Source organism: Enterobacter sp. EC_50, from assembly GCF_019584525.1.
GTDB classification, from domain to species: domain Bacteria; phylum Pseudomonadota; class Gammaproteobacteria; order Enterobacterales; family Enterobacteriaceae; genus Enterobacter; species Enterobacter roggenkampii.
The window spans coordinates 1-17,348 of record NZ_VDAF01000035.1; the positions used below are offsets into that span (position 1 = coordinate 1).

Consider the following 17,348-nt stretch of genomic DNA (forward strand, 5'->3'; position numbering starts at 1 on the left):
TACGCACCACCCCGTCAGTAGCTGAACAGGAGGGACAGCTGATAGAAACAGAAGCCACTGGAGCACCTCAAAAACACCATCATACACTAAATCAGTAAGTTGGCAGCATCACCGGACTGTACAACCGTTCTCCCGGCCAATGCAGCCTGAATTTCGGCATATGGATCTGTAGTATAAAACTCAATATGACGAGGGACAAAAGTATTTACTGCGTCACTCATAAACTCAAATGATTTTCCCGTTTCAGGATTAATTAAACCACTAAATGGATAACGCTGTCGAAGATCTTCTAAATCAGTAGGTGCTCCCAGGCGCTCAATAAGTTCAGGGGATGCAACCAAAATATGTTCAACTTGTCCGATATTTTTAATGATAAAGTTTGGATTAGGTTCTCGTCCTACGCGTATACCTATATCAATACGATGCTCAATAGTATCAAGTTTCATCATATCTAAACGCCAGTCGATAAATAACTCAGGATAGGAACGTAGTGCAGTCAATAGTTCATACAAGATTTGTTCATGATTTGGAAATCGAAGTAATGTGATACGAACAATACCCTTCATTTCATTATCATCTTTCGCTGTCTGAAAAAGTTTTTCAGAATCTTCAAGCAGTCGCTTTGCTTGGGGTAAAAATAGTTCGCCGAAACTGGTGAGAAAGATCGAACGCGTATTACGTTTGAATAAAGGTTCACCAAGTTGTTTCTCCAGCTCAGCGACTGTTCGGGTTACTACTGATGGTGAAACCGACAGCTTGATGGCTGCTTCGCGGAAGTTCAAGGTCTCAGAGGCGATGATAAAAAATTTTAGAGCGTCAAGTTTGTCCATGATTATTGTGAAATTTGCAATAATGTATTTTGATAATAGCAATTAATTTGCAACTATTCCAGCCATATAATCGAACAATCAAATAAGTAACCTGTCTTACTTTTTATCAGAACTCAAAAGAGTAAATTATGTCAATTCAACCAGTAGAGTTAAACAAAGCCTATCGTTTATTACAGGTCGGGCCAACGACGATGATATCGGCTAAAAATGATGGCATTGAAAATGTCATGGCAGCGGCTTGGGTGGGATTAGTAGGCAATAACAAAGTGATGGCTTTTATAGGTCCACAGGCATTTACTCGCGGGCTTGTAGAAAAAAGCGGATATTACGTTGTACAGATCCCAGTAGTAAATCAGATGGAAATGGTTTTATATGCTGGAGGTCACAGTTATTCCGACACACCCGATAAAAATAGTAAAATCCCACTATTTTATCAGAAAGAGTTTGATCTGCCTTTAGTGGAAGGTTGCGCTGGCTGGTTAGTATGTAAGGTCATACCCAATGAAGAAAATGAAAAGCAGCACAACTTGTTCATGGGGGAAATTGTCGGAGCATGGAGTGATGACCGCGTTTTCAGAAATGGGCACTGGATTTTTGATGATGCACCAGATGAATTACGTACTGTCCATTACGTTGCTGGCGGACAGTTTTACGCCATTGGCAAAGGGACAAAATTTAATTATGGTCCGGGAAAAGACTAATCCTTACTTCTGTATAAATGTAGCCATATAACATGGCTACATAGAGGTAGTAGCATAAAAGAACAACCTACTTAAGATGTTTGCTTCTCACTCACAGGGGACCTTTAGCTCAGTTAGCATATCCGCTCAGTGCCAGAAGCGGATGTCGTAAGATTCGTTCGGCTAAAAGAGCAAATTCTTCTGCATCAGAGTGACAGGCCCTGCGGATTCACATTTATCATTACTCTCTGCAAAGTACTTTTATTTTTGCCCGGGGTTACGATAAATATCGGGTCGATTGATTTGCCAGACAAAATCCGGACGGTTCAATGGGTTATACCCCAGCTTCTGGTATAACCATGGCGCGCTGTCGGTTACCAGCATTATCCGTCGCAGACGTGACAACAATGGATGGGCATGACAGCATTCAATCAGCCAACGTCCAAGACCACTTTTCTGATAATCGTTCAGCACGTAGACGTCACACAAATAACCAAAAGTGGCATAGTCTGTGACCAGACGGGCGAAGCCGATTTGTCTTGTTCCATCCAGGAGCGCGAAACAAAGGCTGTTCTGGATTGATATCCTGACCGTTTCAGCATCAATACCAGGAGCCCAGGACGATTGCGAGAGGTAATCATGAATGGCTTCCAGCTGAAAAAAGCTGGGATCGGTTGTGACAATAAATTTGTCTTTGGTAAAACGCAGATGCTGATTATTCACCGAACTCCTCCTTTTGGGCTACTTGTGATGAGGCACAGGGCTGTCCTCTATGCCGGGGAATGCTCAGGATGCTTTTTCATGTACTGTCATGATAAATACCAGCGGGTTCTCCCCCTGGTTTTCATAGAAATGAGGAACGTCCGTTCTGGCGGTTGCCGAACAGCCAGTATTTACCCGATACACGTGTTCCTGTACGCCGAGTGTGAGCGTGCCCGACTGCACATAAAACAGTTCAAGCGTACCTTCCGTGTGGCCGGGGGACGCAAACTTTTCCCCCGGCTGCATTTCCCACATCCAGAGCTCGGTCATATCAGGGCCACCTGACCCTGCGAGCAATCTTGCTCTCCCGCCTTTTTCACCTTCCCACAATTCTGGGATCTCATCTTCAGCAATGAGATGCACGGTCGGTTTTGAACTGACATCCACAAAATCAGCCACCGAAACCCCCATTGCGGCAGCCAGGCGGCATAACAGGGCAATGCTGGGATTCGCCCGGCATCCCTCTATCTCAACCAGCGCTCCCTTGCTGACGCCTGCCCGACGGGAGAGTTCATCGAGGGATATCTTCTTATGCTTACGATAGAGTTTAATTCGCTGAGATACGGCTTCATTCACAGTGTTGACGATAGCGTTTGCATCGGTCATTAAATTGACTTTTTTGGTCATTGGTCATTATCATGGGATAAAATAGTCATTACAGGATTATCACGTGCTAACAGTATCTCCGTCAATTACCCCTGAAATTTATCGTATTGCTCCCGGTTTTCGTGCACTGAGCATTTGCGTAAAAGCTGCGCCAGTGCTTAATCCCGACGCTGGAGAAACGGCGCTGCGTGAAGCCTGTGAAGCCGTTCTGGCCGGTGAACCAGATTGGGCGGACTCTCATCTGGCGGCATGGGCCGACGTTTTTCAAAAGTTTGGTGCTAAACCTAAACGCACCCCTTGCTCAGCAGATGCGTTACGCAAGCGCGTGTTACGTGACGGAACGATGCCAGCGCTCGATTCTATCGTTGATCTTTATAATGCCGTTAGTCTCCGCTATGCCGTTCCGGTTGGTGGAGAGAATCTCTCTGCCTATCAGGGGGCGCCGCGTCTGACTGTGGCAAAAGGAACAGAGCCTTTTGATACCGTCAAAGAGGGAGAGGCCACCGTTGAGTATCCTTCACAAGGCGAGGTTATCTGGTGTGATGATATCGGCGTGACCTGCCGTCGCTGGAACTGGCGACAGGGGATCAGAACCCGCTTAGGCGTGGAAGCTCAGCAAATGTGGTTCATTCTGGAGAGTCTCCCGCAGATGCCGCTGGATAGACTTCACGAAGCCGGGAAGATGCTGACCGACGGCCTGGAAAAAATGATGCCCGGTCTGTGGTTTGAAGTTGTTCTCATCGAAGAACAACAGCAGTAATACCCTTCAGGAGAAAGAGTTATGTTTACCGGTTTGTCGGCGTTTCCATTAACCCCAGTCACTGCCCGCGGCGTGGATGAAAAGGGTTTTAGCCATATTCTTTCCCGTCTTACAGACGCTCGGGTTGATTCTATGGGCATCCTGGGGTCAACCGGAAGCTACGCCTATCTGACCCGGGAGCAGCGCAAGCGCGTAGCAACGCTGGCTAAACAGCATGCAGGGAACATCCCCGTTATGGTGTGTGTGGGAGCGGTCGGTACCGATGCCATCCTGCATCTGGCAGAGGATGCACAGGCAGCTGGTGCGACTGCGCTGTTACTCCCGGCGGTCAGCTACCAGCCACTCCGCGACGAAGAAGTCTTCTCACTCTTTGAGACCGTTACCCGGCACGCGTCTGTACCGGTGTGTATCTATGATAATCCGGGCACTACGCATTTTACCTTTACGGATGAACTCCACGGTCGTCTCTCCTCACTTGAGGGGGTTCGCTCGGTCAAGATCCCTGGCGTCCCGGATAGCCCCGCTGCAGCGATTGAAAGGGTGAATGCGTTACGTCAACATTTGCGCCCTGGCGTAACAATCGGTATCAGTGGCGACGCTTATGCGGGGCTGGGATTAAACGCCGGATGTGAAGTGTGGTATTCCGTGTGTGGCGGTCTGTTCCCTGAGAAGGCGAAACAAATCACCGAAGCTGCGGCGGCAAACGATCGTCAACGCGTTACAGCCCTGACAACCCGCCTTGAGCCGTTGTGGTTGCTCTTCCGGAAACATGGCGGAAGTATTCGCGTTATTGCCGCTGCGGCTGGCGTGCTTGGGCTTACCGACATGGATTGCCTGCCTCGCCCTCTGCAACCGTTGTCAGCTGGCGACATCGCGGATATTGCCCATGTAATAAGCACGCTGGAGCTGAAGTGATCTCCGCAGGACTGGGTGTCTACCGATCCTTACCGCAAAATTTTATTAGTGAAGTGACTCTTCCTCTCCTGAGAGCGTATCTGCATCAGGAGAATAATTCCGGTAAACGCATGCCAGTTTATGCCCGTCAGGATCGCGCAGATAGGCAACATAAAAATCGGGGCCGTAGGCGGTTCGTGTACCGGGCACGCCTTCATCCTTTCCTCCCGCACGGAGGCCCGCTGCATGGAAGCGTCTGACAATTTCCGCGCTATCGGCTCTGAATGCGAACATTGTCCCGTTTCCCGCCGTCGCGGGTTGCTGGTCAAAAGGAGGACAAATGCAGAAGCTAAATTCGTCATCCGGATGATTTTCATTTCCCCACATTGCCCAGCTATCAGTCCAGGCGGGCAGACGTGAATAGCCCAGAACGTTAAAAATAGCGTCATAAAAGTTCACGGCGCGCTGAAAGTCATTTGTCCCTATCGTGATATAAGCCAGCACCTTATAACATCCTCTATCCACGCAGCCACGGCGTAACTGTTAGTCCGGTCAGCAAACCTTCCGGGCTGAGCAGGCGAGTAACGGTTTGCCCCCACGGTTCCGTGCGGTTGGCGACCAACAACCGATAGCCTTTTTCACTCAGAACACGGGTAGCGGAATCGAGATCCTGCACCTCGTATTCAATCCATCCCTGCGGTATCGGATGCTCCACTGGCCATTCCGATTCACCAAAACAGGACGTTGCCGCCTGTGACAGCGGCCAGACGGCAAAATGCTTCACGCCCGGTAAGTGTCCCTCTTCAGTGAGCAGATACTCGGCATTGCCCTCCATTGGCTTCAGCGGCAGTCCGAGAGTCTGGATATAAAACGCGGTGCTGGACGCTGTATCCTGTGAAATAGGCCCGAACCCGGCGACGAACATGACATCAATTCCCGGTAACGTCTGCGACATATCCACTCCTTAATAGCCTGAAATGATGGAATTTAGCGTAGAGCTGTCTGAAATACGACTCTCATTTCTGGTACCGCATTCACCGCGCCTGCACGTTCGCGGCGGGTTTGAAAGTGAACGCGATAGCGATCAACAGCACGACTCCCGCACTCATCACCAGCCAGGCGCTGTTCAGCGAGACCGAACTGTCGCGAACGATCCCGGCAACTAGCGGCATGAGCGCGGCGATCATATATCCTCCTCCCTGAACTTTAGACAGTAACTTCCCGGCCTGCGCGGGCGTTCGCGCATGATCGAACGTGACGATAAGCGACAGCGGGAAGAGGGCGCCGATACCGATGCCAAGCAGCAAGGTTGATAAGACCGGCGTCGTACCTGGAGAGAAGACCAGACACAGTAAACCCGCGAGCAGCAGTAACAGTACAGTTATCAGCGGAACACGGCGGTCGGGGAATTTACCGATCAGCGCGGAGACGGCAAACCCGGCGGCCACCTCGGTTAAGGTCAGCCAGGCCAGCATATAGCCGCTGCTGCGTGCGGACCATCCTGCCTGAATATAGAGCGGGGGCAGCCAGGCTAAGACCAGCGTGTAGGCACCCGTCCCCACGCCGAAAAAGAGCAGAAGGAGTCCAGTCCGGGAGGAAGAGAGCGTAACGGATTCATGTGCTGTTTGTTCCCCTTGAGGCTGCTTAACCAGGGGTAACCACAGCATCAGCGCCAGCAGCGCGAGCACGCCTGCCATAGCCAGCGCGGGCTTGAGCGTGAGCCATGAAAACAGCGGCTCGGCGCTGGCGGCGGCGACTGCCGCACCGGCCATAATGCCCGTGCTGAATAGCGACATGATCGTGCTGGCCGTTTGCGTATACGCCTTTTTTATCAGGGCAGGCATTAACGCCTGGATCGTGCCGATGCTGGCCCCGCCCAGTAACGCGGTGCTCATCAGCCCCGCCAGCGAGGTGCTAAAACCGCGTAATGAACAGGCTACCAGCAGGATGAACAGCCCGAGCATAATTCCCCTGACGGCACCGATCCTGGCTAAAAGCCAGGGGCCACACAGGGCAGCCAGTCCCATCATCGCCACCGGCAGGGTGGTCAGCAGGCTGAATTGCGTCGCGGTCAGCCCCGCTTCGCGCTGCAGCACGGAGAACAGGGGGCCAACCGAGGCCAGAATGGGGCGCAGATTTAGCCCGACGATAAAAGCGATAACGGCGAAGAGTAACGGTGACGTGCGTTTCAACATAGCATCCTTTTCGGTTGTGAATGGCCCAGGCAAATTGCCGCGAGCATTTATCTTAACGTTAAGATAAAATCTTTTTTTGTGTAAGATGTACCGCACAACTCGATAAATTCCCACGCCATACGGGGTGAAGATGAAAGACCATGTAGACTTCGTTGTCGGCCAGTGGAGCAGCGCCATGCCCGAGCTGGACGCCTCGTCGATGAAAATTTTTGGCCGAATGCTCAGGCTGATGAAGCACCTGGGAAAAGAGCGCGCGCAGGCCATGGCGCCGTTTGGCTTTCGCGAGGGCGAGTTTGACGTCCTCGCCACGCTGCGCCGCGCCGGGGAGCCGTACTGCCTTTCGCCCACGCAGCTGTATACATCCCTGTTGATCACCTCAGGGGCGATGACGAATCGGCTCAACCATCTCGAACAGCAAGGCCTTATCAGGCGGATTGCCGATCCCGACGACAAGCGCAGCTCGCTCGTCAGCCTGACGCCGCACGGGCAGGAGCGTATCGAACAGGCGCTGCTCGTGCATACGGAAACGCAAAATGCGCTGCTGAGAAACCTCTCTGAGGCGCAACGCGCGCAGCTTGAGTCCCTGCTCAGGGTGCTGCTGCTGACATTTCCGGCTGAGGAATGGGGTGAAACGTCACCGAGTGCCGATAATACAAAAACTGCATGATTACACCTGACAAAAAGGGAACATATGTCTTTACCGCCACTGTATGCGCTGCGCGCGTTCGAAGTTGCCGCACGGCTGAACTCCTTTAGCAAAGCGGCTGAAGTCCTGAACATCACGCCGGGGGCGGTCAGCAGGCATGTCCGGACGCTTGAGATGTGGTTTGACTGCGAGCTGTTTAAGCGGCAAGGTCCGAGAGTGGAGGTCAGCGACGCCGGGCGCATTCTGGCCGGGCAGCTTAGCGAAAGTTTCTCGAATATTGAGTGGGCCTGTCGCGCATTCAAAAGTGAAAACCACCTTCTGCGCCTCAAAGCCCCCAGCACCCTGACGATGCGATGGCTCCTCAATGTGCTTAAATCCTTTCGCGAGAACCACGCGAAGCCGAAAATCGAAATCGCCAGCGTCTGGATGGACTTCGACACCGTTGACTTCAGCCGCGAGCCCTACGATTGTGCGATCCTCCTCGGGAACGGCTATTTTGGCGAGTCAACGGAGAGCCGGCTGCTGTTCAGCGAATGGCTTATTCCGGTTTGTACGCCGTCTTTGCTGGAGCCTGCCCGGCATCAGCTTCCAGAGTGCGATCTTATTCATCCGTCACCGGACAGACGGGACTGGAAGCGCTGGCTGAAAAGGACGGGCTTATTCCCCGGCCTCGACATGGGCGGCGGGATCGTGTTCGACACCCTGGAGCAGGGCAGCCTTGCGGCCATGCACGGACACGGCGTAGCGATGGCGGATCTCCGGCTCACGCTCGACGCGCTGAAAAGCGGCCTTCTCGCGCTGCCCTTCAGGGAGGCGATAGCAACAGGGGACGGTTACTACCTTGTCTGGCCCAAAAATTCGCTCAGAGGACAGAGTATTGAACGGTTGCTGGCCTGGCTTAACCTTAATGCGCCAGTGGTGCCCTCTTTGGATATTGTCTGTCTTGATTTCAATGAAAAGCGGATTTAATAAATAGCGGAATATTAACAGGGAAATATTCCGACAGTGAACGTATTTATGCGTAGGGAATATTTGCCATCTTTTTATATCTTTCCGGCAGGGCGCTGTTCAGGTTGAGTAATTTATCCAGTATATATAGCGCAGGGGTTCCCTTTGCGCGTTCAGCTTCGATCAGCGCAGAACGTAACAGATTGGTAGCCGATGTCATTTCACGGAAGTACTTCTCAGATTCAGGCGTCTGAACTTCACCTGACCCGGCGTAACGCACCCGGGGCCAGTCCGCGAAGTCCAGAACCGGAAGGATCCCGTCGTCTTTGGGTAAATGCGCAGAGAGCAACTCTTCGGCGTTACCCGGATTGCTTTGGGCGAAAGACAGAAGATGCAGTCGATGAATAAAGGGCGAAAGCACCTCACCGCTATCGTTTTCTGACGAAAGTAACGTTATTAACGCATGTATATTTTCACCCGCGATGTTTTTTTCAGGTGAGATCATTTTCATTAGATGAAATAAAACATCGAGTGTCATACGTACTCCATATGCATGCAGGTGTATTTATTATTTGAGTTTCGCTCTCTGTTCCAGGTCAGGAAGAGACCGGGAATGAAGGGATGGTATTTCAATGAGATTACGTTTGAAAAACGAGAAATAGTGGGAATCAATGTGAGTTTTACTCAACATAGGTTTTATTATTCAATGAGATTCTCCAGATGTGATGATTAACTTACAATGAAAAGCAGAATATCTGTCCGACAAGCGTCTACAGAGGCGAGCAAACATGAGATTAGAGAGTGCGTCAGTTTTAGAAGAACTCCGGACCAGGTTAAGACCCGCATCGGTCGCTCAGGTCGGTGGGTTTCGCCCGCCTGAAGATCCCATTACGTCATGGTTTCTGAAGGGCGTTTCTCGCGCAGATGAAGGATTACCCACCTGGAAGGGCAAACCCATGTTTCCACTTCTTCAGATCAGGGTCGATGAGCTTCCTGTTATTCCTGACCAGTTGAAGGGCATAGCCCTTCTGGTGTTGTTTCACAATGTGGAACAACATCCCTTTGACGAACCGCACGGTGAAGGATGGTTAATTCGCGAGTATGCCAGCCTCGAAGGGCTTCAGCCATTGCCTGAATTGGACACGCCGTATCGGCCGTTTCCAGTTCAATGGCTGAGTGTCATTGACGATGCTCCTGGATGGGAAGATGCCTGGGATATTATTGATCTCTCTTGCGTAAATGATGATGAGCAGGCCAGTGATAGTTTTTTTGAAGATTTCAATCGCTACAGGGGAACCAAGGTAGGGGGATTTCCGACTGAGATACAACACGGTGTGGGAATCGAAGAGTTTGTTTTTCAGGTTGGGTCAGAAGAAAAAGTAAACTGGATGTGGGCGGATAACGGTATCGGTTACTTTCACCGGTCATCAGAAGGGGAATGGCGGTTTTCATGTCAGTTCTACTGATGAGCTTCCTGCCGGGGGATTGACCACTCGCCCGGCAGTGATTTGTTTCACAAATCCCATCGCGCCTCGACCGTTCAGGATGGTATAACGTCCTGCGGCAACCGGGTTGCCGTAGACAGCCCAAATTCCTAAAGGTGTATATGAAACAGATTACTTTCAGTGACCTGCGGCAGCAAAGCGAGCAGGCCGCACATTCTCCTCGCTTACGCGCGCACCGTAATTTACACCCTGACCTGAGCGACCCGGTGCAGCGTCTGGCCATTGCAATGGAACCCGGTACCTATGTCCGCCCCCACCGCCATCCGCACACGTTTGAACTGCTGACGGCGCTGAGCGGCCGCTTTCTGGTGCTGAATTTTGACGACAGCGGAAACGTGACCCGGCGTGTAGTGTTAGGTGAAGAGTGTAAAGTGCTGGAGATGGATGCCGGAACCTGGCATGCCGTGCTGTCGCTGGATAAAGGCGGCGTCATTTTTGAGGTTAAACACGGGGCGTATCAGCCCGTGCCCGAGCATGATACCGCCCCATGGTCACCGGCAGAAAACGAGCCCGGCACCGAGAAGCTGATGCAATGGTACGCTAAGGCACAGGTGGGTGACGGTGGTTTTACCCTGTAATTATTCTCTTATGTGCCCGGCGCGCGAAAAGGCGAGCCGGGTAAAGAGATAAGCGCTCACCTGAGTCAACTCACCGTACTAAAAAGCCAGTCACGAGCAGTCGACAGCGTCACAAACGGGCCTGCCAGCGTGCTGTTGTGATGGGCAATAATGTCGCTGGCGTATAAACAGTCATTATCCATTGTGGTATGCGCATCTGAAATTAATACCGTCCTGAAACCCAGCTCCGGTGCGGCCCGGCAGGTCGTATCGACGCAAAACTCTGTTTTCATCCCGGCAATGACCAGCTGTTTGATGCCTCTCTGATTAAGTTCACGCAGCAATACCGTATCCAGAAAAGAGCTGGGATAGCGCTTGGTGAAAACAACGTCCTGCTCCTTCACGTCCAGTTCAGGTATCAGCTGTGTTAACGGCCCCTTTTCTGAGAAGGGGGAGTCGTCAGGCCCAATATGGCGGGCAAAAAAGACGGATACCTGCGCGTCTCGGGCGTTGGCGATTAACAAGCGGATATTGGCCAGAACGGCATCGGCGGAGCGAGGGGAAATCGGGCCCCGAAAGAGGCCCTGCTGCATGTCGATAATCAAGAGAGCATTGTCAGATGAAACCATTTTCTTTCTCCATTCAGAAGGTGGTGAACGGAGAGAGATTTCCCCGTCCATGCCGGCGGGGATTGAGGTTCTGTTTGTCAGTCGTTCACTACAGACACGCTCGCACCGCCGAAGGGTCCGGTGGTGGTGAGGGGGGTTGTTGGCTGAACTGACGTAAACATGTTATGACCTTCGCTGATATATCTTTTAAACCATATCCGGACGAGCCGTTAAACTTTAAAAATTTGCTGCCGATAGTTCTTTTCAATACCATCAATATGCCTGTAAAGATGAACAAAATCATATCAGCATATTTGGTAGTTGCGTATTTGTCGGCTCGACTTATTGCACAATCCAACTGTGCGAGAGACTGGATAAAAACCGTTGTGTTTCGATAAAAAATCACAAAAAGGATGTGCGTATGTTGAAAAGATTAGTCGCGGGGCAGATGAGCTTACCGATGACTTTCTGGGGATGGGGAATTTGCGGTAATTTTCTACTGGGTCTCATTGGGCTTGCTGGAGTGCAGACCGGTCACCCGGCCATGGTGCCGCTTTCCTATATACTTAAAGCCATTCTGTTCAATGCTGTACTTTCCGGCATAACTTTCATTCTGCGTCGAAAAATCACCGTATTGGGTGGGATCGCTTTTTTTATTATCTTGATTCAGGTGATTATGAGTGTAGTGATGACGATTGGCCTTTCCTCGTTATTTTTTGAATAATCACAAGAAAGAGCGTTCCGGTTTGCCAGCAGGATCCCTGACGGTTAGTAACATCGAGAACACGTGCCTCCTTATGGCGAAGGAGGCACGCCGTTGCTGGCTGGATAGCCGATATTATTTTAGGTTGCCGATCTCGCTCAGGAATTCGTCAACCTGCTCGGGCGTCGCCGTGTCTGCCTGGTAAAGGATATCGAGCTTAACGTTCTTCAACCCGCAGAAGCCAAATACCCCTTCGATTATCTGCGTCTGAATCGCCGTCGAGTAGCCGTGTTTGTCGAACCCGGTAAGATCGCTCCCGCCAGTGGCAATCAGGCGGACGGGAACATCCCGTAAGTTGCCCACAATCCGGCCGTCGTCGGCCACCTTATACGCCCAGTTCAGGGTTAACACGCGATCGAACCAGCCTTTCAACAGCGCGGGAACCGACCACCAGTACACCGGGAAGACGAATACCAGCATATCCGCGCGCTCGACGCGCTGCTGCTCGCGCAGAATATCGTCGGGGAGGGCGCTCGGATCGCCGTGATACAAATCGAGATCGGCGCGGGTCATCGACGGATTAAACCCTTCAGCATGCAGATCGGCGATCTCAACCTGCGTACCTTCCTCGCGTAATTTCCCGGCAATGCGGGCTGCCAGCGTATGGGATAACGAATTGTCGATCGGGTGTGCCGTCACGATCAGCGTGTTTTTAATGGCATGTGTTGCAGACATAGCGACCTCCAGATGGGGGAGAAGTGATGCCTATATTACTATTGGTAACTTAGGTGTCAATCCGCCCCCGGCGATCATTTTGTGCTATTCGCGTAGGTCTCCAGCACCCCGGTCATGGCGCCGCAGAGCATATCTTCTGCCACATTTCGGGCGAGCACGCCGTTGCCCGCCGCGGTGCTGAGCGCCTCCGCCGCGCCAATGATGGCCGTCAGTACCGCTTCTCCCTGAACGCCTTTTAAGACGATAAAAGGAGAAAGCGCGGTGCGCAGGCAGTCGGCACATTCGGCCACGCACGCTTCCCGAAACGTCTGCAGCGTGCGAGAACCGGACAGCGCCGCGGCGATTGGCCCGGTTTCAGGCCCGGCGGCAATCGCACAGTCGATATAGGCCGCGCTGAAAAAGCGGATCGTCTTCTCCAGCGTTTTGCTGTCCACCGCCAGCGTCTCGCGGAATTTTGCCAGCTGCCGATCGCTATAATCCTGGTACAGCGCCATCAATAGCCCTTCACGATCGCCAAAGTGGTCGTAGGGGATGGGCTTGGTCACGTTAGCCCGTTCTGCCAGATAGCCAAGGGTCAACGCCTCCGTGCCTTGCTGACGCACGATCCCTCGCGCAACCTCCAGCAGCTGCACGCGGCGGTCCTCTTTTCTTAAGCGCTTAACAACCATGCTTGCCTCGGGTCAGTTATCTACTGATGGTAGTTTACACGTTTTCCGTGGCAGGCTGCACGCGTTGTTCAACCGGGCGGATCCGGAACCAGATCGCATACATTGCGGGCAGGAAGACGAGCGTAATGATCGTCCCGCCCAGCGTTCCGCCGATCAGCGTCCAGGCCAGCGTGCCCCAGAACACCGAATGCGTCAGGGGAATGAACGCCAGCACGGCCGCCATGGCGGTGAGTAAGACCGGCCGCGCTCGCTGGACCGTCGCCTCGACCACCGCCTGGAACGGATCGAGGCCATCCTTCTGGTTATGATCGATTTGGCCGATCAGAATCAGCGTATTGCGCATCAGAATGCCGGAGAGGGCGATCAGGCCGACTAGCGCGTTGATGCCAAACGGCTGATTAAATATCAGCAGGGTCGGCACGACGCCAATCAGCCCCAGCGGCGCGGTTAAGAACACCATGACCATCGCGGAGAGTGAGCGCACCTGCAAAATGATGATCAGCAGCGTCAGGGCAATCATGATCGGGAACAGCGGTAACATGGCCTGCGTGGCTTTACCCGATTCCTCAATCGACCCCGCCATGTCAATGCGGTAGCCAGCCGGCAGCGAATCAACGATCGGCTGGAGCTGCTTCATGATGGCGACCGACACGTCCGGCGGCTGAAGATTGTCGGCGATATCGCCCCGTACGGTAATCGTGGGGGTGCGATCGCGACGGCGCAGGATCGGGTCTTCCATGCCGACCTCTATCTTGCCAATTTGAGACAGCGGCACGCGCTGTCCCGCATTGCCGACCAGGGTAAAGCCTTCGATTTTTGCCGGGTCAAGGCGGATATCTCCCGCCGCGCGGGCAACGACGTCTACCGATCGAATATCTTCCCGCACGGAGGTGACAGGCACGCCGGAGAGCAGGAACTGAAGCTGCCCGGCAACGGCGCTGGAGGTTAAGCCGGTCGCCTGCAGGCGGTTCTGATCGAGAGTGAAATGGAGCACCGGAACGCGCGAGCCCCAGTCGGTGTTAACGGTTCGCATCATCGGGCTTGCCTGAAGCACGGCTTTCACCCGTTCGGCGATGTCCTGCACCTGTTTGACATCCGGCCCCGACACGCGCCAGGCAACCGGGAAAGGCGAGTAGGGGCCAAACACCAGCTGCGTCACCCGCACGCGAGCTTCGGGCGCAAGGCCGCTGGCGACGGCCTCCCTGAGCCTGAACTTGAGCGCCTCGCGTGACGTCTCGCTGTCCGTCAGGATCACGATTTTCGCAAAAGAGGGATCGGGCAGCTCGGGGGCCATTGCCAGATAGAAACGGGGCGAGCCCTGACCAATATAGGCCGTGACGATTTTGGCTTCCGGCTGCTTGCCCAGCCACGCTTCTATTTTTGCGGTAGCGGCGCTGGTTTGCGCAATCGAGGTGCCATAAGGCATCTGCACTTCAACCAGCACTTCCGGGCGATCGGAGGTCGGGAAGAACTGTTTTTTTACCAGCCCCATGCCGAGCACGGCCAGAATGAAAATGGCGACCACGGACCCGGCCACGCGCCACTTTCTGGCGATAACGCGGCCAAGCAGCTGGCGAAAGCGGTTATAGCGAGGCGTGTTATAGATGGCGGCATGGCCGCCTTCCACTTTGGGGATCGCGGGCAGGATCTTCACCCCCAGATACGGCGTGAACACCACCGCAACAAACCATGAGGCAATCAGGGCGAGGCCGACAATCCAGAACATATTGCTGGTGTATTCCCCGGCGGTCGACTGGGCAAACCCATTCGGCATAAAGCCAATCGCCGTCACCAGGGTACCGGCCAGCATCGGCGCGGCGGTGTGGCTCCAGGCGTAGGCCGAGGCTTTGATTCTGTCGTAACCTTCCTCCATCTTCACCACCATCATTTCGATGGCGATAATGGCATCGTCAACCAGCAGGCCGAGGGCGAGGATCAGGGAGCCCAGCGTGACGCGGTCAAAGTTTATTCCCGCGGCCTCCATCACCACGAAGACGACCGCCAGGGTCAGCGGCACCGCCGCCGCAACCACCACCCCCACGCGCCAGCCCATGCTGACAAAACAGACCACCATGACCACAAGCAGGGCGACGAAGAATTTGATCATAAACTCATCGACCGAGGAGCGGATATTCACGGACTGGTCGGTGACTTTGGTCAGGGTCATGCCAAGCGGCAGGCTATCGTTGATTTTCGCCGTTTCCGCATCCAGCGCTTTACCCAGCGCCAGGCCGTTCCAGCCCTCACGCATGACAACGCCCAGCAGCAGGGCGGGTTCATGCTGATTGCGTATCAGCATCGTCGGGGGATCTTCGTAGCCTCGTTCAACCGTTGCCACATCAGACAGCGTGAGCGTTTTGCCCTGGGCGACTAATGGCGTATCGCGGATTTTCTGCAGTTCATCGAACGCGCCGTCCAGGCGGATAAAAATCTGCGCGCCCCGGGTCTCAATGGCGCCCGCCGCGGCCAGGGCGTTCTGGCTATTGAGGGCATTGAAAATATCCTGCGGTGAGAGGCCCATCGTGGCCAGACGATCATGGGAGAAGGCGATATAAATCCGCTCGGCCTGTTCGCCGATAATGTTCACTTTTATCACCCCGGGAACGTGCAGAAGCTGCTGGCGCAGGCCTTCGGCATCGCGTACCAGCTGCCGCTGCGGTTCGCCTTTTGCTTTCAGAGCAAAGAGGGCAAAGGTGACATCCGAGAATTCGTCATTGATCATCGGGCCGATGACGCCCGCCGGGAGACGTTGGGATTCATCCCCAAGCTTTTTACGCGCCTGATAGAACTCCTCCTGCACCTCAGAAGGCGGGGTCTTGTCCTGCAACGACAGCGTGATATACGCCATGCCGGGACGAGTATAGGTTTCGGTACGGTCATACCATTTGAGTTCCTGCAGGCGCTTTTCCAGCGGCTCCGCGACCTGATCCTGGATCTCCTGCGCGGTCGCACCCGGCCAGACGGCAATCGCCGTCATCTGCTTCACGGTGAAGGGCGGATCTTCCGCGCGCCCGAGCCCAAAAAAGGCGTAAATACCGGCAATCGTCACCAGAACGATCAGAAACAGCGTGACGGAACGCTCGCGGACGGCCAGCGCTGACAGGTTGAAGCGACTTCCGCTCATGGCGCGTTCTCCGCCGGAGCGGCATGGCGCTGTTCTGCCAGCCTGACAACTTCACCTTCGTGCAGAAGATGGGCCCCTAACGCAACGATCTTCTCCCCGGGCTTCACGCCGCCCGTGACCTGGACCGCATCTTCGCCCACGCTCAGCACCTTAACCGGCGTCCATGTGACCTTTGCCGGCTGGGCGGAAATGCGCCAGACGCCGGGCCCTTTACCCGCATCGTAGAGTGAGGCCAGCGGGACCTGCATGGCCTGACCTTCCGCTTTTGGGTCTTCAAGGCTGAGCGTGACGGTCGCCCCCAGCGGCGCGTTCGCCAGCTGGCCTGCCAGCACGTAGCGTGCTTCATACGTACGGGTTGCGGCATCCGCGGAGTCAGACAGCAGGCGCAACGTGGCGGTGACCGGGTGTTGTTCACGGCCATAAAGCGTGGCCCGTGCTTCGCTGCCGACGGCAGGGCGCAGCGTCTCCGGAAGCTGCACGAGCGCTTCGCGCTGTCCCGCTCTGGCAAGGCGGATCGCCACCTGTCCGGCGCTGACCACCTGACCGGGTTCGGCAAGCGTCTCCATCACCACGCCGTCTGAATCCGCCAGCAGGACGGCATAGCCCGTGGCGTTTTGCGCCACGTTGGCCTGCACCCGGGCGGCGCTGAGATCCGCCCTGGCCGTATCGGCCGCCGCTTTAATCTGATCGTACTCCGCGGCGGACACCGCGCCGGACGCCACCAGACCGCGATAACGCGCCTCATCGCTGGTGGCTTTTCTCGCCCGCGCCTGGGCAGCATCCACCGCGCGCTGCTGCGCCTGAGCCTGTAATTTCAGGTCAACCGGATCCAGACGCAGCAAGGGCTGGCCCTGTTTGACGGTCTGCCCGGTATCCACCAGGCGTTCGAGGATTTTACCCTGAACCCTGAAGCCCAGGTCGCTTTGCGTTCTTGCCACCACCACGCCCGTAAAGGTGCGAGCGGCTGGATTCGCCCTCTCGACGGAGGCGGATCTGACAAGCGGAGGCCTGGTGCGCGGATCGTCATTCGCGGAAATATCGCCGCATGCCGCGAGGGCAAACGGCAGAAGATATATGGCAAGGCGGGCAGAAGTGAGCCTGAGCATGGGAAACCCTTTTGAAGTAAC

At 54.3% G+C, this 17,348-nt stretch carries 20 protein-coding genes and 1 pseudogene; 8 read left to right on the forward strand and 13 right to left on the reverse strand.

Translation table 11 applies throughout. The features are described 5' to 3' along the window. Both FHC48_RS23860 and FHC48_RS21115 read right to left on the reverse strand, forming a co-directional pair. The coding region (locus tag FHC48_RS23860; RefSeq protein ID WP_097491765.1) for an IS1 family transposase at nt 1-58 on the reverse strand (58 nt) is incomplete at its 3' end. A gap of 49 nt (nt 59-107) precedes the next feature. Next, a pseudogene (locus FHC48_RS21115) lies at nt 108-830 on the reverse strand (LysR family transcriptional regulator); the annotation flags it as partial. A 128-nt stretch (nt 831-958) separates the two neighbouring features. Between FHC48_RS21115 and FHC48_RS21120 the strand changes: the two are divergent. Beyond that, the gene (locus FHC48_RS21120; RefSeq protein WP_023292520.1) at nt 959-1,531 is read left to right on the forward strand and encodes a flavin reductase family protein; all 573 of its coding nucleotides are present in this window, start codon (nt 959-961) and stop codon (nt 1,529-1,531) included. 240 nt (nt 1,532-1,771) lie between these two features. On the opposite strand, the gene FHC48_RS21125 is transcribed toward FHC48_RS21120, so the two are convergent. Both FHC48_RS21125 and FHC48_RS21130 read right to left on the reverse strand, forming a co-directional pair. After that, nucleotides 1,772-2,233 carry a GNAT family N-acetyltransferase gene (locus tag FHC48_RS21125; RefSeq protein ID WP_008502363.1) on the reverse strand — a complete coding sequence of 154 codons (462 nt, stop codon included), beginning with the start codon at nt 2,231-2,233 and terminating at the stop codon, nt 1,772-1,774. 63 nt (nt 2,234-2,296) lie between these two features. Continuing rightward, nucleotides 2,297-2,899 carry an XRE family transcriptional regulator gene (locus FHC48_RS21130; RefSeq protein ID WP_023292519.1) on the reverse strand — a complete coding sequence of 201 codons (603 nt, stop codon included), beginning with the start codon at nt 2,897-2,899 and terminating at the stop codon, nt 2,297-2,299. 43 nt (nt 2,900-2,942) lie between these two features. On the opposite strand from FHC48_RS21130, the gene FHC48_RS21135 reads away from it, so the two are divergent. Then, nucleotides 2,943-3,638, forward strand: coding sequence for a B3/4 domain-containing protein (locus tag FHC48_RS21135; protein WP_220418738.1), 696 nt, complete (start codon nt 2,943-2,945; stop codon nt 3,636-3,638). Nucleotides 3,639-3,659: 21 nt separating this feature from the next. Continuing rightward, nucleotides 3,660-4,553, forward strand: coding sequence for a dihydrodipicolinate synthase family protein (locus FHC48_RS21140; RefSeq protein ID WP_220420586.1), 894 nt, complete (start codon nt 3,660-3,662; stop codon nt 4,551-4,553). A 45-nt stretch (nt 4,554-4,598) separates the two neighbouring features. On the opposite strand, the gene FHC48_RS21145 is transcribed toward FHC48_RS21140, so the two are convergent. The 3 genes from FHC48_RS21145 to FHC48_RS21155 form a co-directional block, all read right to left on the reverse strand. Beyond that, nucleotides 4,599-5,036, reverse strand: coding sequence for a VOC family protein (locus tag FHC48_RS21145; RefSeq protein WP_023616868.1), 438 nt, complete (start codon nt 5,034-5,036; stop codon nt 4,599-4,601). A 13-nt stretch (nt 5,037-5,049) separates the two neighbouring features. Continuing rightward, entirely contained in the window at nt 5,050-5,487 is a 438-nt protein-coding gene (locus FHC48_RS21150) for a VOC family protein (protein WP_106105945.1), read from the reverse strand. Nucleotides 5,488-5,566: 79 nt separating this feature from the next. After that, nucleotides 5,567-6,727, reverse strand: a complete 1,161-nt coding sequence (locus FHC48_RS21155) for an MFS transporter (protein WP_220418736.1) — start codon at nt 6,725-6,727, stop codon at nt 5,567-5,569. Between the two features lie 130 nt (nt 6,728-6,857). On the opposite strand from FHC48_RS21155, the gene FHC48_RS21160 reads away from it, so the two are divergent. Both FHC48_RS21160 and FHC48_RS21165 read left to right on the forward strand, forming a co-directional pair. Continuing rightward, complete coding sequence (locus tag FHC48_RS21160; RefSeq protein WP_119312109.1) at nt 6,858-7,394, forward strand: MarR family winged helix-turn-helix transcriptional regulator; 537 nt, start codon at nt 6,858-6,860, stop codon at nt 7,392-7,394. A 24-nt stretch (nt 7,395-7,418) separates the two neighbouring features. After that, nucleotides 7,419-8,342, forward strand: coding sequence for a LysR substrate-binding domain-containing protein (locus FHC48_RS21165; RefSeq protein ID WP_008502355.1), 924 nt, complete (start codon nt 7,419-7,421; stop codon nt 8,340-8,342). 46 nt (nt 8,343-8,388) lie between these two features. Here the strand turns inward: FHC48_RS21165 and FHC48_RS21170 are convergent, their stop codons facing one another. After that, nucleotides 8,389-8,859 (reverse strand): hypothetical protein, encoded by a 471-nt coding sequence (locus tag FHC48_RS21170; protein ID WP_059364575.1) that lies wholly within the window; start codon nt 8,857-8,859, stop codon nt 8,389-8,391. Between the two features lie 250 nt (nt 8,860-9,109). Between FHC48_RS21170 and FHC48_RS21175 the strand changes: the two genes are divergently transcribed. Together FHC48_RS21175 and FHC48_RS21180 are read left to right on the forward strand one after the other, a co-directional pair. Then, complete coding sequence (locus FHC48_RS21175) at nt 9,110-9,787, forward strand: DUF1963 domain-containing protein (protein ID WP_045353922.1); 678 nt, start codon at nt 9,110-9,112, stop codon at nt 9,785-9,787. A 140-nt stretch (nt 9,788-9,927) separates the two neighbouring features. Further along, complete coding sequence (locus tag FHC48_RS21180; RefSeq protein WP_059364577.1) at nt 9,928-10,404, forward strand: WbuC family cupin fold metalloprotein; 477 nt, start codon at nt 9,928-9,930, stop codon at nt 10,402-10,404. Nucleotides 10,405-10,469: 65 nt separating this feature from the next. Here the strand turns inward: FHC48_RS21180 and FHC48_RS21185 are convergent, their stop codons facing one another. Beyond that, nucleotides 10,470-11,012: a cysteine hydrolase family protein gene (locus tag FHC48_RS21185; protein ID WP_059364579.1), complete on the reverse strand. Its 543-nt coding sequence runs from the start codon at nt 11,010-11,012 to the stop codon at nt 10,470-10,472. Nucleotides 11,013-11,412: 400 nt separating this feature from the next. Between FHC48_RS21185 and FHC48_RS21190 the strand changes: the two genes are divergently transcribed. Beyond that, nucleotides 11,413-11,715, forward strand: coding sequence for a hypothetical protein (locus FHC48_RS21190; RefSeq protein WP_059364580.1), 303 nt, complete (start codon nt 11,413-11,415; stop codon nt 11,713-11,715). Nucleotides 11,716-11,829: 114 nt separating this feature from the next. On the opposite strand, the gene FHC48_RS21195 is transcribed toward FHC48_RS21190, so the two are convergent. The 4 genes from FHC48_RS21195 to FHC48_RS21210 all read right to left on the reverse strand — a co-directional run bounded on the left by FHC48_RS21195 (nt 11,830) and on the right by FHC48_RS21210 (nt 17,327). After that, complete coding sequence (locus tag FHC48_RS21195; RefSeq protein WP_220420587.1) at nt 11,830-12,429, reverse strand: NAD(P)H-dependent oxidoreductase; 600 nt, start codon at nt 12,427-12,429, stop codon at nt 11,830-11,832. A 74-nt stretch (nt 12,430-12,503) separates the two neighbouring features. After that, nucleotides 12,504-13,097: a TetR/AcrR family transcriptional regulator gene (locus FHC48_RS21200; RefSeq protein WP_059364583.1), complete on the reverse strand. Its 594-nt coding sequence runs from the start codon at nt 13,095-13,097 to the stop codon at nt 12,504-12,506. A 34-nt stretch (nt 13,098-13,131) separates the two neighbouring features. Then, nucleotides 13,132-16,221, reverse strand: coding sequence for an efflux RND transporter permease subunit (locus FHC48_RS21205; protein WP_059364584.1), 3,090 nt, complete (start codon nt 16,219-16,221; stop codon nt 13,132-13,134). Continuing rightward, the gene (locus tag FHC48_RS21210) at nt 16,218-17,327 is read right to left on the reverse strand and encodes an efflux RND transporter periplasmic adaptor subunit (RefSeq protein ID WP_059364586.1); all 1,110 of its coding nucleotides are present in this window, start codon (nt 17,325-17,327) and stop codon (nt 16,218-16,220) included. The genes FHC48_RS21205 and FHC48_RS21210 overlap by 4 nt, the downstream gene beginning before the upstream one ends. Nucleotides 17,328-17,348: the final 21 nt, after the last annotated feature.